At 55.8% G+C, this 26356-nt stretch carries 22 protein-coding genes and 1 pseudogene; 5 read left to right on the forward strand and 18 right to left on the reverse strand.

Going from position 1 to position 26356, the window contains the following annotated elements; all coding sequences use genetic code 11:
• Positions 1 to 121 precede the first annotated feature (121 nt).
• The 7 genes from pcaG to ACWI0H_RS19670 form a co-directional block, all read right to left on the reverse strand.
• On the reverse strand, positions 122 to 754 hold the full coding sequence (gene pcaG, locus ACWI0H_RS19640) for a protocatechuate 3,4-dioxygenase subunit alpha (RefSeq protein WP_208862679.1): 633 nt from the start codon (positions 752 to 754) through the stop codon (positions 122 to 124).
• A 31-nt stretch (positions 755 to 785) separates the two neighbouring features.
• Complete coding sequence (gene pcaH / locus ACWI0H_RS19645) at positions 786 to 1520, reverse strand: protocatechuate 3,4-dioxygenase subunit beta (protein WP_133731742.1); 735 nt, start codon at positions 1518 to 1520, stop codon at positions 786 to 788.
• 45 nt (positions 1521 to 1565) lie between these two features.
• Entirely contained in the window at positions 1566 to 2735 is a 1170-nt protein-coding gene (locus ACWI0H_RS19650; protein ID WP_485874305.1) for an alpha/beta fold hydrolase, read from the reverse strand.
• Positions 2736 to 2746: 11 nt separating this feature from the next.
• The gene (gene pcaF / locus ACWI0H_RS19655) at positions 2747 to 3949 is read right to left on the reverse strand and encodes a 3-oxoadipyl-CoA thiolase (protein WP_485876277.1); all 1203 of its coding nucleotides are present in this window, start codon (positions 3947 to 3949) and stop codon (positions 2747 to 2749) included.
• Between the two features lie 26 nt (positions 3950 to 3975).
• Positions 3976 to 4749: a CoA-transferase subunit beta gene (locus ACWI0H_RS19660; protein ID WP_289137263.1), complete on the reverse strand. Its 774-nt coding sequence runs from the start codon at positions 4747 to 4749 to the stop codon at positions 3976 to 3978.
• On the reverse strand, positions 4749 to 5579 hold the full coding sequence (locus tag ACWI0H_RS19665) for a CoA transferase subunit A (protein WP_485874306.1): 831 nt from the start codon (positions 5577 to 5579) through the stop codon (positions 4749 to 4751). The genes ACWI0H_RS19660 and ACWI0H_RS19665 overlap by 1 nt, the downstream gene beginning before the upstream one ends.
• Positions 5580 to 5766: 187 nt before the next feature.
• Positions 5767 to 7095 (reverse strand): class-II fumarase/aspartase family protein, encoded by a 1329-nt coding sequence (locus tag ACWI0H_RS19670; protein ID WP_485874307.1) that lies wholly within the window; start codon positions 7093 to 7095, stop codon positions 5767 to 5769.
• A 779-nt stretch (positions 7096 to 7874) separates the two neighbouring features.
• Between ACWI0H_RS19670 and ACWI0H_RS19675 the strand changes: the two genes are divergently transcribed.
• From ACWI0H_RS19675 to ACWI0H_RS19690, 4 genes and pseudogenes are all read left to right on the forward strand, one after another.
• Positions 7875 to 8105, forward strand: a complete 231-nt coding sequence (locus ACWI0H_RS19675; RefSeq protein ID WP_138799578.1) for a hypothetical protein — start codon at positions 7875 to 7877, stop codon at positions 8103 to 8105.
• A 72-nt stretch (positions 8106 to 8177) separates the two neighbouring features.
• The gene (locus ACWI0H_RS19680) at positions 8178 to 9128 is read left to right on the forward strand and encodes an AEC family transporter (protein ID WP_485874308.1); all 951 of its coding nucleotides are present in this window, start codon (positions 8178 to 8180) and stop codon (positions 9126 to 9128) included.
• Between the two features lie 589 nt (positions 9129 to 9717).
• Positions 9718 to 10512, forward strand: a complete 795-nt coding sequence (locus ACWI0H_RS19685) for an IclR family transcriptional regulator domain-containing protein (protein ID WP_485874309.1) — start codon at positions 9718 to 9720, stop codon at positions 10510 to 10512.
• A gap of 235 nt (positions 10513 to 10747) precedes the next feature.
• Positions 10748 to 11203 (forward strand): annotated as a pseudogene (locus ACWI0H_RS19690) (transposase).
• A gap of 104 nt (positions 11204 to 11307) precedes the next feature.
• On the opposite strand, the gene ACWI0H_RS19695 reads toward ACWI0H_RS19690, so the two are convergent.
• The 9 genes from ACWI0H_RS19695 to ACWI0H_RS19735 all read right to left on the reverse strand — a co-directional run bounded on the left by ACWI0H_RS19695 (position 11308) and on the right by ACWI0H_RS19735 (position 22170).
• A complete protein-coding gene (locus ACWI0H_RS19695; protein ID WP_485874310.1) occupies positions 11308 to 12687 on the reverse strand; it encodes an L-serine ammonia-lyase in 1380 nt (459 codons plus the stop codon).
• A 17-nt stretch (positions 12688 to 12704) separates the two neighbouring features.
• Positions 12705 to 13571, reverse strand: coding sequence for a formyltetrahydrofolate deformylase (purU, locus tag ACWI0H_RS19700; RefSeq protein ID WP_485876279.1), 867 nt, complete (start codon positions 13569 to 13571; stop codon positions 12705 to 12707).
• 111 nt (positions 13572 to 13682) lie between these two features.
• Positions 13683 to 14027, reverse strand: a complete 345-nt coding sequence (locus ACWI0H_RS19705; RefSeq protein WP_485876280.1) for a cupin domain-containing protein — start codon at positions 14025 to 14027, stop codon at positions 13683 to 13685.
• A gap of 107 nt (positions 14028 to 14134) precedes the next feature.
• Positions 14135 to 14785, reverse strand: coding sequence for a sarcosine oxidase subunit gamma (locus ACWI0H_RS19710; protein ID WP_485874311.1), 651 nt, complete (start codon positions 14783 to 14785; stop codon positions 14135 to 14137).
• Positions 14778 to 17828, reverse strand: coding sequence for a sarcosine oxidase subunit alpha family protein (locus tag ACWI0H_RS19715; RefSeq protein ID WP_485874312.1), 3051 nt, complete (start codon positions 17826 to 17828; stop codon positions 14778 to 14780). The genes ACWI0H_RS19710 and ACWI0H_RS19715 overlap by 8 nt, the downstream gene beginning before the upstream one ends.
• Positions 17825 to 18199: a sarcosine oxidase subunit delta gene (locus ACWI0H_RS19720; RefSeq protein WP_485874313.1), complete on the reverse strand. Its 375-nt coding sequence runs from the start codon at positions 18197 to 18199 to the stop codon at positions 17825 to 17827. Before ACWI0H_RS19720 ends, ACWI0H_RS19715 begins: the two co-directional genes overlap by 4 nt.
• A gap of 12 nt (positions 18200 to 18211) precedes the next feature.
• Entirely contained in the window at positions 18212 to 19462 is a 1251-nt protein-coding gene (locus tag ACWI0H_RS19725) for a sarcosine oxidase subunit beta family protein (protein WP_035556506.1), read from the reverse strand.
• Between the two features lie 26 nt (positions 19463 to 19488).
• Positions 19489 to 20802, reverse strand: a complete 1314-nt coding sequence (gene glyA, locus ACWI0H_RS19730; protein ID WP_035556504.1) for a serine hydroxymethyltransferase — start codon at positions 20800 to 20802, stop codon at positions 19489 to 19491.
• A 375-nt stretch (positions 20803 to 21177) separates the two neighbouring features.
• Complete coding sequence (locus ACWI0H_RS19735) at positions 21178 to 22170, reverse strand: IS30 family transposase (protein ID WP_045812303.1); 993 nt, start codon at positions 22168 to 22170, stop codon at positions 21178 to 21180.
• A 586-nt stretch (positions 22171 to 22756) separates the two neighbouring features.
• Here ACWI0H_RS19735 and ACWI0H_RS19740 point away from each other — a divergent pair.
• Positions 22757 to 23623 (forward strand): LysR family transcriptional regulator, encoded by an 867-nt coding sequence (locus tag ACWI0H_RS19740; RefSeq protein ID WP_485874314.1) that lies wholly within the window; start codon positions 22757 to 22759, stop codon positions 23621 to 23623.
• Positions 23624 to 23774: 151 nt separating this feature from the next.
• Here ACWI0H_RS19740 and ACWI0H_RS19745 read toward each other — a convergent pair whose 3' ends face one another.
• Together ACWI0H_RS19745 and ACWI0H_RS19750 are read right to left on the reverse strand one after the other, a co-directional pair.
• A complete protein-coding gene (locus tag ACWI0H_RS19745) occupies positions 23775 to 25466 on the reverse strand; it encodes a BCCT family transporter (RefSeq protein ID WP_485874315.1) in 1692 nt (563 codons plus the stop codon).
• Between the two features lie 88 nt (positions 25467 to 25554).
• Positions 25555 to 26313 carry a creatininase gene (locus ACWI0H_RS19750; RefSeq protein ID WP_253028282.1) on the reverse strand — a complete coding sequence of 253 codons (759 nt, stop codon included), beginning with the start codon at positions 26311 to 26313 and terminating at the stop codon, positions 25555 to 25557.
• Positions 26314 to 26356: the final 43 nt, after the last annotated feature.

The raw sequence follows: 26356 nt of genomic DNA on the forward strand, positions 1-26356 counted from the left end.
CAAACAAAACTTGGACTTTTCCAATATCACGCCACGACCATAGTCGTACCCAATAAAAAAAGCGTTGCCCATAAATGAACAACGCTTTTGTTTGAGGAGAAAACGCTTGCCCGTGACAAGGCTAAAAATCAAAAAACAACGTCTCACCCTCGCCCTGCAGACGGATATCTAGCCGGTAACGTACCTTACCATCAACCTCTTCGCGCTTGGCGATCAGGGTTTGGCGGCGCGCCGGAGATTCGATGCGCGTGAGCACCGGGCAGTGGGCGTTCGCTTCAGCTTCGTCATCGAAGTAGAGCCGCGTCTGCAGGTGAATATTCACCCCGCGGGCAAACAGCGTTAGGTTAATGTGCGGTGCCATTAACTGACCACTCGGGTGCTTCACCGCGCCGGGTTTGATGGTGGTTAACGACCACTCGCTGCCGTGGTCAAACGTCGTCGCGGTACGTCCGAAGCTATTGAACGGTTTGCTGAGGTCGTAATCGGCTTGATAGTGACCGTTGGCATCCGCTTGCCACGCTTCTACAAAAGCATCGCGCACCAGATCACCGTTGCCGTCGATGACGGTACCTACGACTTCGATATGCTCACCCTCGGCGTCGGGCTTAGCCATCTCGTTCCAGATCTCTTCGTCCCGTACAGGATTGCCCGCCGCCGCAAGGGCCAAGCCAATATGCACGTAGGGGCCAGCGGTTTGCGAGGCGGTTTCCCGCAGCATCAGCTCGCTGGTCGGCTGGCTGTTAGGCTGATTCATGATGTATCCCTCTGCCCTTATTAGTTTTCGGCTATTGATTTTCGAAGAAGGTCTGCAGTTCGCCGCGTACCACCACATCAAAGCGGTAGGCAAGGCAATCCATCGGTTTACTGTGGGCCATATCGAGCCGCCCAATCATCGTCTCCACCGCAAGTGGGTCTTTCAGCGTATGCACGATGGGGCACAGGGGAATAAGCGGGTCGCCCTCAAAATACATCTGGGTAATCAGCCGGGTAGAGATCGAAGGGCCGGTTACCGATACATGAATATGCGCTGGGCGCCAGCTGTTCATATCGTTGGGCCACGGGTAGGGGCCAGGCTTGATGGTGCGGAAACGATACATACCCTGCTCATCGGTCAGGCAGCGACCTACACCGCCGAAATTAGGATCCAGCGGTGCCAGATACTTATCGTTTTTATGCCGATAGCGACCACCCGCGTTGGCCTGCCACATTTCCACCAAGGTATGCGGTATCGGTTTGCCAAACTGATCTACCACGCGGCCAAACATCATAATCCGCTCGCCCTGGGGCAGCCCTTGGCCTTGGCTCGAATCTTGGCGGAAGTTCAGCAGCAGATCGTTATCGTGGGGGCCCATGCGTAGGTGGCTGAAATCGGGACCGGTCAGTTCAGAAACGGTCGGTTGCTGCATGCTCACCAGCGCCTGCTGGGGCGAACGTGCTACCGAGGTTTTATAACCCGGCGCGTAGGCGGGTGGATGCCAGTTGCGGTCGCGGGCCACAAAGCGTTTATTGTCATGGGTCATCGCCCTTACCTCTTATTTGAATCGATGTTTATCATCGTCACTAACCTACTCGCCCCAGCCCAGCTCTTTAGCAAGGGCAAAAGCGTGGTTGGCCGCCGGAACGCCACCGTAAATTGCCACGTGCATCAATACTTGACGCAGCTCGGCTTCCGTTAGGCCAATCCGTTTAGCGGTTTTTAGGTGCAGCGTTAGCTCTTCACGGCCGAGCGCAGCAAGAATCCCGGTGGTGATCATGCTGCGTTCGCGGCGAGTTAAGTCGTCATTACTCCACAGTTCGCCCCAGGCCAGGCGGGTAATCATCTGCTGGAAGGAAGCATCAAGACTGTTGGCATTGGCGGTGGAGCGCTCAACGTGCTCGCCACCCAATACCTGCTTGCGGGTCTCCAGGCCGGTAGCGTACGCCACACCGTAGTTCGCCACGTCGCCCAGATCAGTTGCCAGCACCGCGAGGAGCTTTTGTGCAAACAGCACCGGGGCTTCTACCGCAGGCACGTGACCCACGCCGTCAAAAACCTCCAGCGGTGCGCCATCAAGCTCTGTCGCCAAGGCTTCCAGAGTCGCGGCCGGCGTGGCCATATCTTCGCTGCCGCCAAATAGCTGCACTTTAGTGCGCTTACCGGAAAGCTTGCCGGTAAAGGTGTCGCGGCCCAGCATTTCACACAGCTGAGCGTAGGACTCGTCATCGCCACGGCCCATTTGTACGCACCATCCCGCTTTCAGCGCGGGGCTTGCCTCAAACGCCGCTGGCGCAAACCAGCGCGGCACTATCTCTTCAGACATCGCCGCCAGGCCTTCCTGGCGCACACGGCCTGCGCGGGTGTTCCATAGATCCGGGTTGCCGATCACAGCGCCGGTGTTGGTCAGCGTAGCGGAGAGCAGGCGGTCGCTATGCGCAGCAATCAACTGCTGGCCGACGACACCGCCAATGGACGTACCGGCAAAGTGAAAGCGCTCAGCGCCCGCCAGTTCTGCCAATGCCAGAGCCTCAGCGGCTAAATCAGCGGGCGTGATCTGCGAACCGCTGACCGCCTGGCTGGCACCGTGGCCAGGCAGATCCCAGGTCAGCACCCGGTAGCGAGGCAGCAGCGCGGGAATCACGTCGTCCCAGACCGCTTGGCTCATGCCCAGCGGATGCGCCAGTACGATAAGTGGATTCACTTCCGAGCCGAGCAGCCGATAGGCCACGCTGCGGCCATTGATGGTATGAAATGCCATGACGGTCTCCGTTAAACGCGTTCAATCAACGTAGCGATACCCTGACCCACGCCTACGCACATGGTGCACAGTGCATAGCGCTTGCCGCTGTTTTGTAGCTCATGAGCGGCGGTCAGCAGTAGCCGTGCGCCGGACATGCCCAACGGGTGCCCTAGGGCAATCGCGCCGCCGTTCGGGTTCACGCGAGGGTCGTCATCGGCCAGCCCCAGGTCGCGCATACAGGCTAACGCCTGGGCGGCGAACGCTTCGTTGAACTCGAAAATATCAATATCGTCCATGGCGATACCGGTGCGCTTGAGCAGTTTCTGCACTGCCGGTACTGGCCCGTAGCCCATGATGCGCGGCTCAACGCCCGCCGTGGCCATGCCGATAATTTTCGCCATCGGCTTAAGACCATGCTGTTTGACCGCTGCTTCGCTGGCCACCAGCATCGCCGCCGCGCCGTCGTTGACGCCAGAAGCATTGCCTGCGGTAACGCTGCCGCCTTCACGGAAGGGCGTAGGCAAACCTGCCAGTTTTTCGAGCGTGGTTTCCCGTAAATGCTCATCCTGGTCAAAGATCAGCGGTTCCTGCTTGCGGCGCGGGATCTCGATGGCCGTGATCTCTTGAGCAAAGCGCCCCGCCTTTTGGGCGGCCGCGGCTTTCTGCTGCGAGCGCAGCGCAAAAGCGTCCTGATCTTCGCGAGAGATATGGAACTGCTCGGCGACGTTCTCTGCGGTCTCCGGCATCGAATCGACGCCGTAGGCTTTCTTCATCAGCGGATTGATCAAGCGCCAGCCAATGGTAGTATCTTCGAGTTTTTGATTGCGGGAGAAGGCACTGTCGGCCTTGCCCATCACGTAGGGCGCGCGAGACATGGTCTCCACGCCGCCGGCCAGCGCCAGCTCCATTTCACCGGCTTTAATGGCGCGAAACGCGGTACCGACTGCGTCCATACCCGAGCCACACAGGCGGTTCATTGTCGTGCCGGGCACAGAGGTAGGAATGCCCGCCAGCAGCGACGACATCCGCGCCACGTTGCGGTTATCTTCACCGGCCTGGTTGGCGCAGCCCATAAAGACTTCTTCAATGGCAGCAGGGTCGAGATCCGGCGCTTCTGCCAGTACAGCTTTAAAAATCGTCGCGGCAAAATCATCCGGGCGCACGCTGGCCAGGGTGCCACCAAAGCGTCCCACGGCTGTGCGGCGGGGATGACATAGAAAGACGTCTTGCATAACAACATCGCTCATAAATAGCTCCTTTATGCGTCCGCGTGGGCCCGCTCGGTGCGCGCTTTGAGCTCACGCAAAATCGTCAGCTCGTTTTCGCTGGGTTCAGGAGTGCTCTCAAGCTGTTCGGCAAAGCGAATCTCCCAGCCGGTCGCCTCAGTCACGTCTTCGCGACTAACGCCCGGATGCAGTGACACCACTACCAACTCTTTGCTGTCCGGGTCGGGTTTCATCACGCACAGGTCGGTAATCACGCGGGTGGGGCCCTTGCCGATATTGGGCACGTTGTCGCGCCCTTTCCCGTCGCGGCCAAAGCCAAGGGTGGTGACGAAGTCGACATCTTTCACAAAGGCACGCTTGGAGTGCTTCAAAGTGATAAACACTTCACCGGCGTTGGTGGCGATTTCCGGCGCACCGCCGCCACCCGGCAGGCGAACCTTGGGCGCTTTGTAATCGCCGATAAGCGTGGTGTTAAGATTAGCAAAGCGGTCGATTTGCGCGGTACCTAAAAAGCCCACGTCGACTTTGCCGCCCTGGAGCCAGTAGCGGAACATCTCCGGCACCGCCACGGTGGTGAGCGCCGATTCGCACAGCTCACCATCCCCAATAGATAACGGCAGAATATCGGGCTTGGTCTGCAGCGTGCCGGACTCGTAAATCAGCACTACATCGGGTGCGTGCGTCAGCCGTGCCAGGTTGGCGGCTTCCGAGGGCAGCCCGATACCCACAAAGCAGGTCATGCCATTTTCCAGCGCCCGCGCGGCGGTCACCGACATCATTTCAGAAGAGGTGTATTCCAGACTCATTAGGCTTGGCCTCCCACGTTATCGGCGGCATTAAAAACGTTGTCGTCGAGCCACTGGGTAAAGATGTCGCGATCGCGAGCGATGGCATCCCATTCTTTATAGAAGCGGTTACTGCGGCCATAATAGCCGTGGGTGTACGAGGGCAGTGCGCCTTTCTCGGCTACCGCAATGGCGCTGATCGCCCAGCTGGGAATCACACAGGCATTGGGGTGGGCGTTGAGGTCATCGACGATCTCCTCCACCGTGACGATACTGCGCTTGGCCGCCAGCACCGCCTCTTTCTGTACGCCAACGATACCTTCCACCAGCACGTTCCCCTGACGATCCGCCCGTTGGGCGTGGATGATCGAAACATCCGGGCGCACCGACGGCACTGCCGCTAGGCGCTCCCCGGTAAACGGGCACTCAATGAACTTGATTTGGTCGTTGACGCTGGGCAGTTCGCTGCCGATGTAGCCGCGAAAGACCGCCAGCGGCAGACCGGCGGCACCCGCTTCAAAAGCGCAGGCCATCGCGGCGTGACTATGCTCAAGAATCTCGACTTTATGCGGCCAGCCTTTCTCAACCGCATCACGCAGGCGGTGCAGCGATCCTACACCGGGGTTACCGCCCCAGGAGAAGATCACCTTTTTAGCGCAGCCTGCGCCGATCATTTGATCGTAGATGATATCGGGGGTCATACGGATCAGCGTCAGATCACGCTTTTTTTGCCGGATCACTTCGTGACCGGCGGCAAACGGTATCAGGTGGGTAAAGCCTTCCATGGCCACGGTGGCGCCGTCTTGGACGTAGCGCGCTACCGCGTCATGCAAGCTGAGAAACTCGGCCATGATGGGTGCCTCTTAGCGTGTCGTTGACTACTTATGGGTAACTTGTTCGTAAAACGAACATTGATTCTCTATACGAACAAGTTACTGCCGAACGCTATGAGGGTCAAATTCTGCGTTGCTGACTAACTACCAAGATTGACTTAACCCACTTTCACCCACGGGGTTAAAGACAAAATTTTTCAGTTACTTATGAATTTTTCAGCCACTCTTTGGCGCGTAATACTTGGGCCGCACTGCTACCAAGGTATAAAGCCGGATTGCAAGCGTTGCGTAGATCTTCGGCGCCCACGAACCCTTTTACGTCAGGATGATCAGCAAGCACATCCGAATAGGGCCGGGATTCGAGGCGTGAGGTTTCCGCAGCAGCGGCACTGACGGCTTTAGCTTTATCAGCACCCAAAATTGGGGTGAGCAAACGCGCCATCGGCTCAGCCATAATGCCGCCGCCCGTGGCCACTAGGTTGCGCTGCATGTTGACTGGGTTCACTTCTAGCCCTTCAAGCAGCACCGCCAATTGTTCTAATGCGCCCTCCACCAGCAGAGCGCTCTCTATAAGTGGCGACCACTCCGCATGCCACTCGCCCAAGCCGCGCTCTAGCGGCTGGGCGGCAGCATTGATCAAAACATTGGTATGGCCATGCACTTGCCGCGCTGCACCGCGAATCAGTGCGCTGCGTACCGGATTACGCTTATGGGGCATGGATGACGACTCCCCCATCCCCGGCGCGGAGGGCTCCGCGACTTCGCCGACTTCGGTTTGGGTAAGCAGCGACACATCCAGGGCGATTTTTTCAGCAGCCCCCGCGACAGCATCAAACGCCGTGCCGAGGGCATGAATGGGGTAGCGGTCGGTATGCCAGGGCAGCACCGGCACTGCCAAGCCTAACCGCTCAGCCAAAGCGTCCATCCACTCAAGCCCGAGTTTATCCCAACCTGAGTGCACGCCCACCGCACCACCAAACTGAACAGGTAGCTCAACAGCGCTTAAACGGCGGCGCGCTTGCTCCAGGCCAATTGCCCAGTGAGCCACCTTCACCCCGAAGGTGATCGGCAGGGCCTGCTGCATTAAGGTGCGCCCCACCATGGGCGTATCAATATGAGTATCCATAATTGCTACCGCAGCCGAGCGGCAGCGCAATAGCAGATCATCTAGTGCTGCTAAGCGTGGCTTGAGCAGCAGCATTAGCGCGGAGTCGACCACGTCCTGGCTGGTCGCGCCTTGGTGCCAGTAGCGCTTGTTCTCATCGGCGAGCAGCGCACGGCTCTGTTTAACGAAGGGAATCGCCACATTGCCACCGCTGGCGATTCCCTCGGCGATCTCAGCGACATTAAGCTTGGCGCGCTCAAGTTGCTGTAACATTTGTTGGCTAACCCCGGCAGGCAAGGCTCCGCTGGCTTCTTGAACCTCGGCCAGAGCCAACTCAAAGGCCAACATGGCTCGAACCATGGCATCATCGTCACATTCACCGACGGCGCGCTGGCTCATAAAGGGGTGCTTTAAAAATGCAGAGGGCATGGCGATATGCTTCCCATTAACGCTGTCCGGCGACCAAAAATAGCTCAGATGTATGGCTCAGGACAAAATTGTACATATGTTCGCTATTCGAACTATACACTAAATAGATGGAGGGCTAATTTACAAACGCCCTCCTGCTTGCCAACGAAAACTAGCTAGTTAACGCCTATGTGCAGTCACTATATTCACGATTTCGACCGCGTTGCGTCGGTATCCACGGAACGCATTAACATCTCGTCAACGTGAGACTCTAATTTGCGCTGATTCTCAGGCGCGGTTTGATGCCCATCAGAAATCCGCGAAAAGGTGTGCTGGTTTGAGACATTGAAAACGACAACGCCCTAATCAGCCAGTGCAGTTCCCGAGGTTCCGCCTTCACGAAAACAACCAACCTCTACACTACGGATATAGTTATTGGTGAGCACATCAACTACCCCGGTATTGAGTGATTGAATCCACTCTGACTGCACCAACACGGCGGTTCGGGGACACCATGTCGCCCTGTCGTACAAACTCCATGCGCGCGACAAGCACAGCGCTGCAGCAAGCTTGTACTCCGGTACTGCCGATTCTCGGCAATTACTACCGCGACCTTGTCGCGCGCTTTGACCTATCGACACAAACCCAACAGTGGATGCAAGAGCATGTAGCGCGGCGTGCATCACTCCGGAACAGGGACACAGCGAGAACGGACTCATTGGCAGGGTGTGTCGCCGATTGGCCACAGCAACCACCCTGGGTGCCTCATCTCGACCGCCGGGCTGGGAGCCCAACACTGGGTGTTTGATGCTGTATATATTCCTGCTTATACCGAGCTGTTAAACGCCGCCCACCAGGCGGGCGCTAAAACGCTGTCAAGAGTAGACCTATTTGTATTTCAGGGAGTGGGTACGTTTCGTTTCTTTACCGCCGACCATATTGGCACCGAGCAAATAGACGCCCACGTGATACCGCTGCGCACACACTTTATCCAGCAGCTTGTTTCGCTCTCGACTCATAACATGTCCTGATGCCTTAAAAATAGCGTACACTTATTCGCTCAACGAACAAACCCTTTGTCGCCATGCGCTAATGAGGCTGCGATGCTCGCTATTCTTAGTATCACCACCCCTATCTTCGTGCTGATCGGTTTAGGGTACGCAGTGAGGTGGAGCGGCATTATCCAACGCGAACAGATGCAGGGTGTGGGCGTTTTTGTGATGTATTGCGCGCTACCTGCCCTGGTGATTCGCGCATTAACCCAGCAGCCCCTGGAAGAGATTTTTAAGCTCAACTATTTAATCGCTTACGGCCTGGGTTCTATCTTTATTTTCAGTGCCGGGCTACTGCTTTGCTTAAAGCGCCAGCACCAACCGCTTCATACCAGCGCCATGCAAGCATTAGGCATGGCGGCGGCTAACAGTGGCTTTGTTGGCTATCCTGTTGCCGTTATGGTGATCGGCTCGCATGCGGCAGTGCTGTTGGCGCTCAATATGATCATTGAGACGCTGATTATAATTCCTATGGCGCTGATTCTAGCTGAAATGGGCAGCCATCAAGGTTCCAGCGTATGGAAAACAGTTAAGCAGACAGCCCTTAGCCTGATCAAAAATCCGGTGCTAGTCGGCTTATTAGTCGGCATTTGCTTGGCCGTTACCGGAATTCAGATTCCCACGCCGCTATTTAAAGCTATCGATATGCTAGCCGAAGCAGCTGGCCCAGCGGCGCTATTTGTGATTGGCGGCGCACTATTTGGTTTACAGGTGAAAGGCATGGCGAGGGATGTTGGCCAGATTGTTGTCGGCAAACTCCTTATTCATCCTTTGATTGTTTTTATCACCTTTTATCTTATGCCAGGCATTGATCCGCTCTACATGGTGGGCGCAGTGCTATTCGCTGCGTCACCAATGATCAGTATTTACCCACTGTTCGGCCAACGGTATGGATTAGGGGGCATTAGTGCTGCGGCGATGCTGGTAGCAACCGTTGCTTCTTTCTTCACGCTTAGCCTGACTATTTGGCTAATGACGATTGCCGGGTTCCTAACTTTCTAAAATGAACATTAGTGAGTATGCAAAAACGCGCTCTCCTCTACATTACATGGAACCAAGTTCTAAATTTTGGAGCCCGTCTGTTTTTCCAGTTCCGCCAGGAGAAGATAATGTTACATCGGTCTATCAACGTGTATTTAGTAGTGTTGGGCTAAGGCTCAGCAGGTTTATCCACAACGGTAACAGATAATGGGCACTGTGGCTCAATTGGCAGCTGACGCCCTATGTTAACGCAGGATAGGCGCCCACCAGATAAGGCCACTGGGTTACGCAATTTACCGGCTCGGCATTAACACGCCCCCAAGAACACCGTCATGATTAGCGATTCCTATAACAATTATCGCACCGCTCACTACAACGGAACACATTTCATAGATGTTACTGTAAAGCTCCTCAATCACCTTTTCCCCGACAATGTCGTAACCTTTAATATCTAAGCGAATTGGCTCAAGTACTTAACCTGCCATGAACTTTTTCATGGCTCGACGAGGATCATTTACTGGTTCGCGCAGGAGCGCATATATGTTCGCTATTCGAACAACATGCTATATTGGCTCTCTAATTTTATGCATATTTCGATGAGTGGACACCGATGGAAGAACAACTACAGGACGACATGCTAACCCCCGATGATCGCGACTTCGTTACTGCTTTAGCGAGCGGCCTAGAAGTTATTTTAGCGTTTGATGAGCACCACCCACGTATGACACTCAGCGAAGTAGCCACGCGTACAGGCATGAACCGAGCCAAGGCACGGCGCTTTTTGCTCACGCTGCACGCACTTGGCTATGTTCGCAAACAGCAACGCTACTTTGAGTTAGCGCCACGCGTGCTTCAATTGGGATATTCATTTTTATCCGCCAATAACTACCGCAGCGCTATTCAGCAGTATTTGGAGGAAATCACCAATGAATGCGGCGAGTCTTCCTCTTTAGGCGTGCTCGATGGCGATGACGTCATTTATGTCGCGCGCTCAGCGGCACGTCATCGGCTAATGGCCATTACACTGTCCGTAGGTACCCGCTTACCAGCAGCGTATACCTCCATGGGGCGCGTTCTTCTCGCACAATTGCCAGAAGCTGAATTGGATGCTTACTTAGAGCGGTTAACGTTGCAGCGCTATACAGAAAAAACATTTACGACCAAAAATGAGCTTAAAAAGTGTATTCACAAGGCGCGCAAGCAAGGCTACGCCATTGCCGATCAAGAGCTTGATTCTGGATTGCGCTCAATTGCCGTGCCTGTTTTTGACGCTAACAATAAATTGCTGGGAGCTATCAATATCAGCACCAACGCCGCTCGTGTGGATATGCAAACACTACTAAAAACGTACCACCCCCTATTGTTAGAAAAAGCTCAGTTAATTCATCAAATGATTAGTGTGTAGACTAATTTTTTGTTTAACGCTTTGGCCGCAGCAAGTGACCACAGCCCTGAGAATTTTAGTAATGTTATATTTCTGCGGCCTAGATTTATAAAATTTCGGTGTCGTACTCACCTATAAGTATCTACAGTCCTAGCTAAAATTTAGGGGCTGATGGCATTTCATGGCAGGGATATTGGCAGGATAAAAGCCAACTCGCAGAGTAGAAGTTCCGAAGCCATCACCCTGCGAGTCTGCAATGTCCAGACTGATGCTCAATTATGAACATTGGCCGAAGCTGAAAACTACTCGGCTTCAACATGGCATTTATCACAAGCCCGATCTACCAGTGACGGTGGAAGGCATTCTTTATCGAATGCGCTCCGGCTATCCATGGTGTGATTTACCCGATTTTTTTGGCCGTTAGAACGCGGTCTATAAACGCTTCAATGCCTGGTCGGCCGCCGGCAAGTTGACGATCACCTTCAAAGCGTTAGTGGAAGATCCCGATTGAATGACTCTTCATCGATGGCACGGCATACCAGCACAGCTCAGGTGTTGCCAGTAACGATGTTGAGGCCATCGGCACCTGATCGAGAATGCGTATGCACGAGTAAAACATTACCGAGCAAGCGCGACACGCTACGAAAAACTCAAACGAAATTACGAAAGAATGGTCGCTTTAGCCTGTGGCTTCCTCTGGTTGCCGATGTGAAACGTCAACAGCCTTTAGTTTTGCAAATAAACTATAATGTTATTGAACGCTATTACTTTACCGCTATACCACATTTAAAAACCTTCTACCTTCCTCTTATGTTTTCAACATTCAATCGCATTCACGGCCAGCCCTCCCATCGAAGTTTCTTTATATTTTTCCTGCATATCTGCGCCTGTATCACGCATGGTGCGAATGACTTTATCCAGAGAAATAAAGTGCTCCCCATCACCCCTTAATGCCATCTGTGCAGCATTAATCGCTTTTACCGAGGCGATGGCATTTCGCTCGATGCAGGGTACCTGCACTAATCCACCCACGGGGTCGCAGGTCAGCCCCAAGTTGTGCTCCAGCCCAATCTCAGCGGCGTTTTCCACCTGAGCTACGCTACCTCCCATCAATTCGGCGAGGCCGGCGGCTGCCATGGCGCAGGCAGACCCCACCTCGCCCTGGCAGCCTACCTCGGCGCCGGAGATGGAGGCGTTCTTCTTGCACAAAATCCCTACCGCCCCGGCGGTGAGCAGGTAGTCCACCACGTCGCGCTCGCTGGCCCCCTGGCGGAACTGCATGTAGTAGTGCAGCACCGCGGGAATGATGCCTGCCGCACCGTTGGTGGGGGCGGTGACCATGCGCCCACCGGCGGCGTTTTCCTCGTTGACCGCCAGGGCATACAGGTTGACCCAGTCCATGGCCGACATGGTTGAGGCGATCAGCGAGTGGTCGTCCTCACTGGCCAGCATGTGGTGGTACAGGGTCTTAGCGCGACGGCGAACGTTGAGCCCGCCGGGCAGTACGCCCTCGGCTTCCATGCCCTTCTTGACGCACTCCTGCATGGCCCGCCAGATCCTGCAGAGTTCGGCTCGTACTTCCGCCTCGCTGCGCCACACCTTCTCATTCTCTAGCATTAGCTCGCTGATGCGCAGGCCGCTCTCCCGGCACATGCGCATCAAGTCGTCGCCGGTCTGGAAGTTGTAGGGCAATTGGGCCGCATCAGCATCAAAGACACCCTCGGCCACTTGGGCCTCGTCGATGACAAAGCCGCCGCCCACCGAGTAGTAGGTATTGCAGTAGAGCTCGTTGCCGTGGTCGTGGGCAATCAAACGCATGGCATTGGGATGGTAGGGCAGGCTGTCGGTGTGAAACTGCATGTCGCGCCGCCACAGAAAAGGCACACTGTGGCGGCTATCCAGGCGCAACGTCTCGGACGCCTGCACCTCCTCGATGTAGGAGTCGATCAAGGCTGGATCGATGCGGTCCGGCCGCTCACCCATCAACCCCATGATCACCGCACGGTCGGTGCCATGGCCGATGCCAGTGGCAGAAAGCGAACCGAATAGCTGGATCTCGAGGCGCGTCACGCGCTCTAGCAATGACCGGTCATTAAGTTCGCCGACGAAGTCGAAGGCGGCCCGCATGGGACCCACGGTATGCGAACTCGATGGCCCGATGCCGATCTTGAATAGATCGAAGACACTGATTGGCATGTTATGTCACCTTGTTGTTATTGATTGAAGACCACGGTGCGACTGGCGTGCAGAAAGACGCGCCGCTCCACATGCAGAGCCACCGCCCGGGCCAGGGTCAAGCATTCGACGTCGCGCCCCTTCGCGACAAGGTCTTCCGCATAATCGGCGTGAGTTACCGACTCCACCCCTTGGGTGATGATCGGCCCTTCGTCCAGGTCGTCGTTTATGTAGTGGGCCGTTGCGCCAACTAGCTTGACGCCCTTCTCATAGGCCTGATGGTAAGGCCGTGCGCCTTTAAAGCCTGGCAGCAGAGAATGATGGATATTGATGGCGCGGCCGCTGAGCCGCTCGCACATCTCGCTCGAGAGCACCTGCATGTAGCGGGCAAGGATCACCAGCTCGGCGCCGGTCGCCTCGACCACCTCCCATATCTGGGCCTCCTGCTTGGCCTTGGTCTGAGCCGTGATCGGGAAGTGGTGATAGGGGATGTCGTGCCACTCCGCCAGGTTCGCCAGGTCCGGGTGGTTGGAGACGATGGCACGGATCTCGATGGGCAGCTGGCCGATGCGGTAGCGATAGAGCAGATCGTTGAGGCAGTGATCAGCCTTGGAGACCAGGATCACCACCGGCATCCGAGTGCCCGGGGCTGTCAGTTCGAAGGTCATCTCGAACTCGGCGGCACGCTCGGCGAAGCCGGCCTCGAAGGCCCCAGCGTCGAAGTCCTCCTCCATGGGCCGAAACTCGGTGCGGATAAAGAAGCCGCCGCTCTGCCGGTCATCGAAGGAGTGCTGCTCAGTGATGTAGCAGCGGCTCTCTTTAAGGAAACGCGTTACCACGTCCACGGTACCGAGCCGGCTCGGGCATTGGGCCGCGAGGATCCAACTACTTTTTTTGGGGCCCATCACGCTATCTCCTTTGTTATAGTTAGCCTAAAATTCCACGTGGATTTTTCATCAGACAATCAGAATCTAGGTATCGGCTCTATTATTTATTAAAAAAGCATCGCCACACGGTCAGGCAAAAACAAAATACTTGCGAACGGTTTCCACGACCTCCCAAGTGCCTCTAAAACCAGGCTCAACGATGAAAATATCACCGGCTTTCAGGTGGATAGGCTCGCCATCTTCCGGTGTCAAAACGCAGTACCCTTCACGAAAATCGCAGTATTCCCATTTCTTGTAATCTACCGCCCACTTGCCTGGCGTGCAGATCCAAGTGCCCATCGTCTTGATCCCATCTGCTGATGCGTAAGCATTGAGATTGACGGTATGGGGGTCACCAGAAATCTTTTCCCAGGAGCTGGCATCCAGCAGCACTTCCGGCTGTGCGTTACGCAGTAACTTAATCTTGTCAGTCATCATGCTTCCCTTGAAAAGTCTTGTTTATCGGCTCGAATATTCCCAACACGACGGCGTTGCCGCTCTCCTACTTGTGTAGCAAGTAACGAGCAGAAGAGCGGCCTTGATCAGCGCTCTACACCGATGCCGTATTCACTGCCGGCGTCCAGGATCCAGCGGTAGCAGTAGTCGGCGAAGCTGCGCCGCAGCACCAGTTCCCAGCATTCTTCAGTGGGGCGGCGCAGGATCAGGTTCGCCTTGGCAAACACCGTAGTAACCCCCTTGCCTACCGGGAAAGCTTCCGGGTGGACGTCATAGGGCGTTGACTTCATCAGGAGCTCCCAGGCCATCTCACCCTCGAGCTCGATCAGGGTCTGGCCGCCGCTGACGTTGACGATGGCGTAGTGGGCGTTACCCAGGGCCTCGCGCAGTTTGGCCTCCAGGGCGAACTCCTCGCCGCCGGGGACGACCAGCAGCCACTCGTCAGGCGACAGCCACTGGATCGAGCGCTCACCACTCTCATCCCGGGTCAGGCAGTTGGGACGGCCCGGCAGGCCGAAGCCGAGCACCCAGTGCACCGCCTCGTCGAGGACAATGGCGCCGCCGCGCAGGATCAAATGGCCGAGCATAGCGCGCTCTCGCAGCACCACCCGGCTCTTCTGGTTGACGCTCGGCCGGCAGGTCTTGTGGTAGGCCCAGGCCAGCGGCGACTCGGCCGGTACCTCGGCCTCGGGGCACGTCTCATAGAGGTTGAACCAGGTCGTAGTTTGCTCAGACATGCTGGCGCGCTCCCTTGGGGTCGTAGAAGATCGGGCCGACTATTTCAGCGGCGTGGGTCTTGCCGTCGGCCATGGGCAGGTAGACGGTCTCGCCCATGCGCGACTGGCCACCCTTGACCACGGCGAGGGCGAAGCCGCTCTTGAGCGTTGGGCTGTAGTAGCTCGAGGTCACGTGGCCCACCATGGGCATGGGGATAGCGTGGTCGGGATCAAAGACGATCTGGGCGCCCTCCTCCAGCACAACCGACGGGTCCCTCGGTTTGAGGCCCACCAACTGCTTGCGGTTTGTGCGCCGCGTATCGGAGCGCGACAGGGCCCGCTTACCCACCCAGGAATAGGGCTTGTCGTAGCCGATGGCCCACTGCATCCCCAGGTCCTCCGGGGTCACCGAACCGTCGGTCTCCTGGCCGGAGATGATGAAGCCCTTTTCGGCCCGTAGCACGTGCATAGTCTCGGTGCCATAGGGTGTGAGGCCGTACTTCTCGCCGTGCTCGAACAGGGTCTTCCAGACGTGCATCGCGTAGTTGGCCTGGACGTTGATCTCGTAGGCGAGCTCGCCGGTGAAGGAGATACGGAAGACCCTCGCCGGCACCTCGGCCACCTTGCCCTCGCGCCAGTCCATGAACTTGAAGGTGTCACGATCAAGATCGATATCGGTGATCTCGGCGAGCAGATGTCGTGCCTCGGGCCCGGTCACCGTCATGGTCGCCCAGTGGTCGGTCACCGAGGTGAAGGTGACGTCGAGCTCGGGCCACTCCGTCTGGTGCCAGAGTTCTAGCCACTCCATAACCCCGGCGGCACCGCCGGTAGTGGTGGTCATCAGGAAGTGGTTCTCGCCCAGGCAGCTGGTGGTGCCATCGTCCATCAGCATGCCATCGTCCCTGCACATCAGTCCGTAGCGGGCGCGGCCGACCTCGAGCTTGGCCCACTTGTTGGTGTAGATACGGTTCAGGAACTCCCGGGCGCCCGGCCCCTGAATGTCGATTTTGCCGAGCGTGGAGGCGTCGAGGATGCCGACCTTCTCGCGTACCGCCAGGCACTCGCGGGCCACGGCCTCGTCCATGCTCTCCTGCTTATCATTGGCGCTCTTCGGGAAGTACCAGGGGCGCTTCCACTGGCCCACGTCCTCGAACTCGGCGCCATGCTCCACATGCCACTGATGCAGGGCGGTATAGCGTTCGGGGTCGAAGAGCTCGCGGCAGTGGCGGCCAGCAATGGCACCGAAGGTCACCGGCGTGTAGTTGGGCCGGAATACTGTGGTGCCGACCTCGGGGATCGACTTGGCCAGGCAGCGCGCGGCGATGGCCATGCCGTTGATGTTGCCCAGCTTTCCTTGGTCGGTGCCGAAGCCCATGGCGGTATAGCGCTTGACGTGCTCGATGGACTCGAAGCCCTCGCGGGTGGCCAGTTCGATGGCTGCCGCAGTGACGTCGTTCTGCAGGTCGACGAACTGCTTAGGCGCTCGCAGGGTCGGCTTCTCGTGGGGCACCTGGTAGAGCGCACAGGCCTTGCCTTCGCGGCGGGCGTCGACCTGGGGCAGCTCGACGCTGCCGGCCGACTGGCCAAGCGCGTCCAGCGCCTTCGTCGCCGCAGAAACGCCATCGGCCAACCCCTCGGCCAGGTCGTGGACGCCACGGGCACTGCCGGCGGCATGCACGCCCTTCACCAAGCTGGGAACGAAGCCGAGGAGCTCGTCGTTCCAGGTCGGCCGGGCACCGGTATGGGAGGCCAAGTGGATCACCGGGCTGTAGCCGCCGGAGGTGGCGATGGTGTCGCAGGCCAGCGTCTCGGCCTTGCCAGTGACTTTGAAGGCAGCGGCATCGATGGTGGCCACCCGGGCACCGTTCACGCGCGCACTTCCCTTGGCTTCGAGCACGGCCGAACCTTCAATGATGCGGATGCCGCGGGCGCGGGCCTGCTCCACCAGTTCGCCGTCCGGCGCCTGGCGGGCGTCGACAATGGCCACCACCTCGCGGCCGGCCTCATCCCAGTCCAGGGCGGCGCGATAGGCGTGGTCATTGCTGGTGGAGAGCACCAGCTTGTTGCCCGGCGCCACGCCGTAGCGGCGGATATAGGTGGAGACGGCCCCGGCAACCAGGTTGCCTGGCACGTCGTTGCCGGCGTAGACCAGCGGGCGCTCGTGGGCACCAGTGGCCAGCAGCACCTGGCCAGCGCGCAACCGATGCAGCCGCGATCGGGAAGAGCAGACTCCGTCGACCACCGGCGCGGTCTCGCCGAGATGCTCGGTGCGCCGCTCGTGCAGGGTCACGAAGTGGTGGTCGTGGTAGCCGTGGGCGGTGGTTCGCGGCAACAGGATGACATTGTCGAGACTGGCGAGTTCTTCCAGCACCTGTGCAACCCACTGGGTGGCCGGCTGGTGATCTAACAGCTCACGGCTGTCGAGTAGCGAGCCGCCCAACTCCTCCTGCTCGTCGCAGAGGATCACCCGGACGCCCCCGCGTGCCGCGACCAGCGCCGCGGCCAGGCCGGCGGGGCCAGCACCAATCACCAGCAGGTCGCAGTGCTGGTTGAAGTGGTCATAACTGTCCGGATCACGCTCCATGGGGCTGCGGCCCAGGCCGGCACCCTTGCGGATGAACTTCTCGTAGGTCATCCACATAGAGGCCGGGGCCATGAAGGTCTTGTAGTAGAACCCCGGCGGCATGAAGCGTCCGCCCAGCTTGCCAACCAAGCCCATTGCATCGCGCTGGACGTTGGGCCAGCCGTTAGTGCTGCGTGCAACCAGGCCGTCGAACAGGGCCTGCTGGGTGGCGCGCACGTTGGGCACCTGGGCCGCCTCGGTGCTGCCAAGCTGGATCAGCGCATTGGGCTCCTCGGCGCCAGCGGCAACGATGCCGCGGGGGCGGGAGTACTTAAAGCTGCGGTTGACGATGTCCACCCCGTTGGCCATCAGCGCCGAGGCAAGGGTGTCGCCAGCATGACCCTGGTAGCGCTTGCCGTTGAAGGTGAAGCTCAGGGTACGAGCACGATCAATGCGCCCGCCCTCACGAAGACGATTCGGCTGTTGCAACGACTGGTTCATGCCTTGACTCCTTCCTGACGCGAGACCGCTTCCGATTCGGCGGCCACTTTCTCGGCAGCAACTTTATCGGCAGGCTTGCCCTCGGGATGCTCGGCGGTGAAGCGGGGCTGCTCACCGATCCGGTAGGTCTCGAGAATCTCGTAGGTTACGGTGTTGCGCGTGATGTTGAAGAACTTGCGACAGCCGACGGCATGCACCCACAGCTCGTGGTGGATCCCTCGGGGGTTGTCACGGAAGAAGAGGTAATCGCCCCACTGCTCGTCAGAGCAGGCCTCAGGGTCCGCCGGGCGGGCAATATGCGCCTGGCCCTTGGGATGAAACTCCTCTTCCTCGCGGTGCTCCTCGCAGTAGGGGCAGTAGATGAGAAACATGGGTATGCCTCCTTAGTGAGCAACGCCGGCCGCACCGTGCTCGTCGACGAGAGCACCGGTGTGGAAACGGTCGATGGAGAACGGGGCCGCGAGGGGATGGGTTTGGTTCTTGGCCAGGGTCCAGGCAAAGACGTGACCCGAGCCTGGGGTGGCCTTGAAGCCGCCAGTGCCCCAACCGCAGTTGAAAAATAGCCCTTTCACGGGAGTTGCGGAGAGGATAGGACAGGCGTCCGGGCAGGTGTCGACGATGCCGCCCCACTGGCGGTTCATGCGCACACGGGAAAATATTGGGAACATTTCCACAATAGCCTGCAGTGTATGCTCAACGGTGGGATAGCTGCCACGCTGGCCATAGCCGTTATAGCTGTCGATACCGGCTCCGATCACCAGGTCGCCCTTGTCGGTCTGGCTGATGTAGCCGTGGACATGATTGGACATCACGACAGTATCGAGAATCGGCTTGAGCGGTTCGGAGACTAAGGCCTGCAGAGGGTGAGACTCTAAAGGCAGCCGGAAACCGGCCATCCCGGCCAGCACGCCGGAGTTGCCCGCGGCCACGCAGCCAACGGTCTTCGCCTCAATGTCGCCGCGGTTGGTATGCACCCCGTAGACGCGGCCGTCACGGATCTTGAAACCGGTGACCTCGGTGTTCTGCAGCAGGTCGACACCCAGCGCATCGGCGGCCCGGGCGAAGCCCCAGGCCACGGCATCGTGGCGCGCCACCCCGGCCCGCGGCTGCCAGGAGGCACCCAGCACCGGATAGCGGGCGTTCTTCGAGCAATCCATGATCGGCACCAGATCTTGCACGCCTTTGGCGTCCAGCACTTCGCCGTCGATGCCATTCAGGCGGTTGGCGTTGACCCGGCGCTGAATATCGCGCATGTCCTGTAGGGTGTGGCCCAGGTTGAGCACGCCCCGCTGGGAGAACATGACGTTGTAGTTGAGGTCTTGGGAAAGCCCTTCCCACAGTTTCATCGCATGTTCATAGAGCGCCGCGGATTCATCCCACAGATAGTTGGAGCGCACGATAGTGGTGTTCCGCGCGGTATTACCCCCGCCGAGCCAGCCCTTTTCGACCACGGCCACGTTGGTGATGCCGTGCTCTTTGGCCAAGTAGTAGGCGGTGGCTAGGCCATGGCCGCCGCCGCCAACGATGATCACGTCGTACTGTTTCTTGGGGATGGGGTTACGCCATTGGCGTTCCCAATTTTCATGATGACTGAGCGCGTGCTTGGCCAGTCCGAAGCCTGAATATCGTTGCATGTAACTCTCCTGATGCGTGAAGGCGATTACAGCTCGGGAGAGGCCATCTCCTTGGCCTCGAGCTCATCGGCTGCATGTGCGGTATAAACCGGATGGCGCTCGCAAATTTCAGCAACCTTCTCACGGACCTCGCTTTCAATTGCCTCAGTGCTGCCACGCTCCGCAAGGATATCCAGGATGTCGCAGATCCAACTGGCCAATTCGGCGCATTCGCTTTCATCAAACCCACGTGTCGTAGCTGCAGGTGTGCCGATACGCAGGCCAGAAGTGATAAAGGGGCTCTCAGGGTCGTTGGGCACAGCATTTTTATTGACCGTAATATGAGCCCGCCCGAGTGCCAAATCAGCATCCTTGCCAGTGATGCCCTGTTTGATCAGAGACACTAGGAAGAGATGATCATCGGTGCCTTTGGAGACAACGTCATAGCCGCGATCCATGAATACCTTGGCCATAGCCCGAGCGTTGTCGATCACACGCCGCTGATATTGCACAAAATCCTGACTCATAGCCTCTTTAAACGCGACTGCTTTAGCGGCAATAACATGCATTAACGGGCCACCTTGCTGACCAGGAAAAACCGCGCCATTTAGCTTTTTATAGAGAGCGGCATCCCCATGGTCAGATAAGATCAGCCCACCCCGCGGGCCGCGCAAGGTCTTATGGGTAGTGGTGGTCACCACGTGAGCATGGGGGATAGGGCTCGGGTAATGGCCAGCAGCAACTAACCCAGCAACGTGGGCCATATCAACCATCAACCATGCGCCGACTTCGTCAGCGATGTAGCGGAAGCGGCGCCAATCGACCACTCGAGCGTAGGCAGAGAAACCGGCAATGATCATCTTCGGTTTGTGGCTACGCGCTAACCGTTCGACCTCTTCGTAGTCGATTTCGCCAGTTTCCAGGTTCAGCCCGTACTGCACGGCATGGTAGTGTTTACCTGAAAAATTAGGCGCGGCGCCGTGGGTCAAATGCCCCCCATGTGCCAGGCTCATTCCTAAGACAGTATCGCCAGGATTTATGAGAGCCATGAAAACCGCTGCGTTAGCCTGCGCACCCGAATGGGGCTGTACATTGGCATACTCAGCACCAAACAAATCGCAAGCACGACTTATCGCTAACTGTTCGACCACATCAACATGCTCACAGCCACCGTAGTAGCGCTTACCGGGATAGCCCTCTGCGTATTTATTCGTAAGCACCGTCCCTTGGGCTTCAATAACAGCACTACTGGCATAATTTTCTGAGGCTATCAGTTCAATATGTGCCTCCTGACGAGCAACCTCATCAGCGATGGCCGCGGCGATTTGGGAATCAAAGGCTGAAAGGGAAGAATGGTTCATGGGAAACTCCTTTATTGTTGGATCCTGACAAATGCCCATACCCGCAATCTATTTTCGATAGCGCCCAAGAACCAATTAAAAAGACAAATGACGCGATAAGTAGTGACTAAACGACGTAGCGTTGTAGCCAAACGACTTTCTAACTACGAAAAGATCACACTACTTGGTAAATGAATTTCCTCCTTTAAAGCTGGTTTTCTAATCCAATCTAAGGGGAGTTTCTATGTGGAATAAGTACGACGATCAGTTCAAGCTACAAGTGGTGCCGCAACATCTACGCGGATCTCAGCAATGAGAGTCAGTACGCCGTCTAGGCTTAACCTATTTCATTTTCCGGCGATGAATGGCGCATAATCGATAGCATGGCCCCTGGATTCAACTAATAAGTGCAGCACCTGCGGTTTCTAGTGCTCCTGAGTATTCACCTAAGAACACCTGGGCTGGGGTTCGGTATCCCAGCCGCTTTCTTGGTCTATCGTTTAGCTTATTGACGACACTTCGTAGCTCGGCATTGGTCACTTTGCGGAAGTCAGTACCTTTAGGAAAATACTGCCTAATCAGACCATTGGTGTTTTCATTAGTACCACGCTGGCATGAGCGGTACGGGTCGCAAAAATAGGTCTTAGCCGAGACGGCCTTGGCAACTTTCCGGTGCTCAGCGAATTCCGACCCATTATCCAAAGTGATGGTGTGCACTGCCCCTCGGCGTGGTGCCAATAACCGCGTCATTGCCTGAGCCGTTCTAGTGGCGGTGATTGTTGGCAGCCGCGCTGCCAAGAGGTAGCCACTGCGTCTTTCGACCAGGGTCACCAGTCCAGATTCTTTGTGGCCCTTAAGCACCGTGTCGCCTTCCCAATGTCCGATATGGCGCCGTTCTTCCACCTTGGCAGGGCGCTGCTCAATGCCTACTCGGTGCGGGATTTTGCCTAACCCCGCCCGCTTAGCCAATTGGCGCTGGTAGCGCCGCTGGCGTGGCAGTCGGAGCCGTTTCCATAATGTTCCACCGTGCTTCTTGTCGTCCCAGATTAACGCATAGATCCATTGATGGCTTACGCAGACCCCGTTGGCATTGGCCATGAAGCCACTGATTTGCTGAGGGCTCCATTCGTCCATCAATTGGTCAGTGACCCAGCGAATCAGGCTGGGCAGCCGCTTCGTCACTTTCCAGGCAGTGCGTCGGCGCTGATCACTTGCCGATTGAGCCTGTTCAGGCGCATAACCACTGGTCAGACCGTTGCGCTTTATCTCGCGACTAATGGTGCTGCTATGGACACCAATGGCCTTAGCTATCTTTCGCTGGCTAATGCCGGTCTCAAGATAGGCAAAAATTTGGTATCGTTGGATCTGGGTCAGTTGTCGGTATCCCATGCTCTGCTTCACTTTGGTAGGTAAGGCAGAGAGGGTACCGGCGCTGGCCCTCCTGCCTCTACCTTGTGGTCCAAAGTGCTGCGCTTATTCTATGAATCCAGGCCCTTACGTAATAAGCCAGGCGCGCCTCCACTCAAGCGCCTAATCCAAGGATGAGGTGCTGAACCGGCAGATAGATACTCTTTTTGCCATCCGCGTCGCTGATGCTATTGGTAGATGGGCGCAAATATCATATTAAGGGTCTAATGGCGTAAGCAACGAAGTGGTAGGAATGACGCCCACTGGCCCAGCCCTTTCATTCCTGTCAGTGAGCACCCTGACAATAAAAAGCCACCCATATCGATCTTGTTCAGGTATTTTGGAGAGAGGGAGTCATTTTTTCTGCTCCCTTCGGAAGGTAGGTGGTGCCTGAATTTAGCAGGTGAGTATCACAAAATTGGTAAACACTCAGGATTTATAACCTTCTACCCTTTTGTTATTGGGTTGACATTACAAGTGGCTGCGTTCGGCATCAAAAAGGTATTTTCGGTCAATATACCTGCCAATTTGTTTACTCAATGACCACCTCAGACATTTAAATGGCAGGATGATGACTAATATACCCACTGACCTATTAAGGACATTTGTTACGATCAAGGATTTAGGAGGCTTTACCAGTGCTGGGGAACTACTTGGTCGATCGCAACCAGCGATCAGCCTACAAGTAAAAAAACTTGAGGAAATATTGAATACCAAGATATTCTTGAGAGGCTCTAGTCTTGAATTAACCGAAGATGGGGAATATCTCTATGAATCCGCAAGAAATATGCTGGAAATAAACGACCAGATTATCGCTAAAGTTAAGGGGGATAATGTATCTGGGAAAGTTCGACTAGGAATACCCAACGATTTTGAGCTGGCTTTTCTTCCCAAGGCACTGAGAAAACTTTCTCGTGTCTATCCCAACATCATCGTGGAAGTCGACTGCGAGATCAGCAAGGTCATACTCCAGCGATATCAGAAAGGGTACTATGACATTGCACTGGTCATGGAGCGCGCCAAGCAGAACGAAGACAGAGATATGCGTGATTACCGGCTGGAAAGTCTGGAATGGGTTTTCAAGGATAGTCGAGTCATTGAAGACTATGACGAACCGATACCGCTAATCGCCTACCCACAGGGGTGTGTCTATCGCTCTATTATGGAAGAAGGCTTACAGCAACAGCAACGCCCTTTCCGCTTCATGTACACAAGCACTAGCCTACTGGGCATCTTCTCTGCCATAGAGGAAGAGCTAGGAATTACAGCTATGGCCAGCTCAGTGATTCCACCCCACCTGAAGCATGCAGGTAGCAACAGCATCCTGCCGAGCCTTGAGGAGGTGTGCATTGGTTTATACTACAAGGATCGTGAGCTAAATGTGGCGTCTAGGCATGTACTTGATTTTCTGCGCTCGGGAATTGCCAACTTATAGAAATCAAAAAAAGCCAATCGCCGTAGAAGATAGGAATATTATATGTTGTACGGATATGGCTTAGCAGCTGGATAACACAGCTGCCAAGCCAAACATTTATGTCGCTATACTATCGAGCACGAAGAGATTAATGCAGCACTATCTGAATACGCTATTGTGTCGCACGCGAATCATTGCTCATTGTCTGAACTTCCCCCCTATCATCAATTTTCAGGTTCGGATCGGGGTCATTTACGGCTTTTTCCAGCTCCTGAACGGATCTATCTCGATTCAAGAGACGCCTAATCGTATTGATGATCATCAGCAAGATCACAATGGAGAAAGGAAAAGCGCCGATGATAGTGCCGGTCTGCACTGTATCTACCACGCCGCTTCCACCCAGTGTCAGTAGCACCGTTGCAACCGTACCAATACTCATGACTAGCACTACCCGGAACCAGGCTCCCGCCTTTTTCGGTGCAGACACGAAATCCGCAAGCGCGTAGGTACCTGCATCCAACGATGTCACATAATAGGTAGCCACCAACACCGTCGCCACCACCAAAAGTAGACTACCGACGATTGGTATCGACTCCAGCATCGCAAACAGCCCACTGGAGACGTTTTCGTTCACTGCATCCGAAATCCCACGCCCACTCTGATCGTCGTAGTAGATTGCGGCAGACCCAAGTACGCCAATCCATAGCATAACGATCAGGGAAGGAATAATGGTGACACCTATCACAAACTCACGCAGTGTTCGACCACGCGAGATACGAGCGATAAACCCAGCGACAAAGGGTGAGAAAGCTATCACCCAGCACCAGATAAACACAGTCCACCAGCCATTCCAGCTCTGCTGCCAAGATGTCAATGGAGTAGCGGTACTGGAGGCGTCCGTCCAGAAACTCATGGGAATAAAATTCGTAAAGTAGGAGCCAAAGGTTTGGGTAATGTTTGAAACGATGAAGAGTGTAGGGCCAAATATAAAGACAGCCACCACGAGAACCACACTCAGAATTGAGTTTGTTTCGCTAATCAGGCGCATGCCCTTGCTGATACCGAAGAAAGCCGAGATTGCCGCGGCTGTACCTAGGCCGACAATAACGCACAACCAGACAGTAGGGCTGGCAGCCAGACCGGTGAAAGAGGAAAGTCCCGAAGAGAATTGCATCGCGGCAAAGGCAAAAGATGTTGCTAAGCCCAGTATTGTAGCCATGATCGCGAGCAGCTCGACAACTACACCGGCACTGCCTTGGGCCCATTGCGGCAGCATATCCACTGTAGCCTCACGAAAAGTTAGGGTTTTGCCCAGATTGTGATGTGAATACGCCAGACATACTGCCACGACACAATACATAGCCCAGGCGGTGAATCCCCAGTGGAAATAGGCCCAAACAAGCCCACTCTCTGCGCCATTACCCTCCAATGCCGGAATCACTGGGCTTTCGTCACGGAGCATAATCGGTTCGGCAACTGACCAGAAGATCAGACCAATACCCTGCCCGCAGGCAAAAAGCATCGAATACCAGGCAAAGTTACTGTATTCAGGTTTCGCATTGGGGCCACCCAACCGAACTCTACTACCCACTTTACTGAAAGCAAGCCAAGCGCATACGGCCACTGCGAAAAGCGAATACAATATAAAAAGCCAAGTAAAACCACCCGTGACATAAGTTCTCATGTCAAAAATGACGGCTGCTACGCCATCAGGCGTTCTCAACACCATCACAATGAGGGCGATGATAGTTATTGGGGGAGCAAACTGAATGACAAGCCTGCCGATAGGCGGGAGATCACGCCCCGTGAACCTGGGAATAACAACGTGTTCATTGCGCCCTTCTGGGCTATCTCTATTTGGCATTTAAATCTACCTCATTGTTATTGTACTGATCTATTATCTGGCTCAGTAAAATACCGAACCGACTGCCGAGACATGCACAAATAAACCTTTAGCTCATATGCTTTACTATTCCTGAGACACATTCCTCAAGAATCAGCTTTCCCTTCTCCTCAGTTGCTTTTAGAGGGGATGACAATGTGCCAGAAGGTGCAACCCAAGTCGGGTCGGACGGAAAAACGTCGTAAGGCGGGAATTTTGCTGGCTCAACGTCGACTGCCTTGGACATATCAACCAGCTCTGGATGAATCCTTAACATAATTGAGGTTTCCAGAACCCCTCCATGCTCAACGGCCCAACCAGAAAAGCCATCGGGAAAGACTTGTGCAATGGTATCTTCACTAATGAAATCCCAATATGACAGCAGATAAATCTTTATGGTTATACCTTCCACCGCGCATTTTTTGACCAGCTTGTCAGCAGCTTCACAAAGGTGCATGGAGTTTTCGAAGTGGCCATTGATCAGGATAAATTCATGGTTACCGTGACCGACATAGGCCTGAAGCACATCAAAGACATAATTTTCTAGTGCGCTACCGGTAACGCAGGTTGTTCCCGGAAAGAAGTTACCTCCACCTGACTTTACTTGTGATTTATAACCATAGCTGATCGCAGGTGCCACTAGCATATTGCCAGCTTTTTCGGCCACTTTTTCGGCAATATAGCTGGGGATCAGGACGTCCGGATTGAGTGACATGTGAGGGCCGTGCTGCTCTATTGCACCAATCGGAAGGATAATCTTACACGCCCCCTTTTTGGTGAGTTCATGGTAGGAAACCCAGTCCATGTTCTCTATTTTTACGTCTTTCATTTTGCCTCTCCAAGTACAGAACGGTTTCTAAAATCTCAAATAC

It is taken from the genome of Halomonas sp. NYA30 (genome assembly GCF_976980765.1).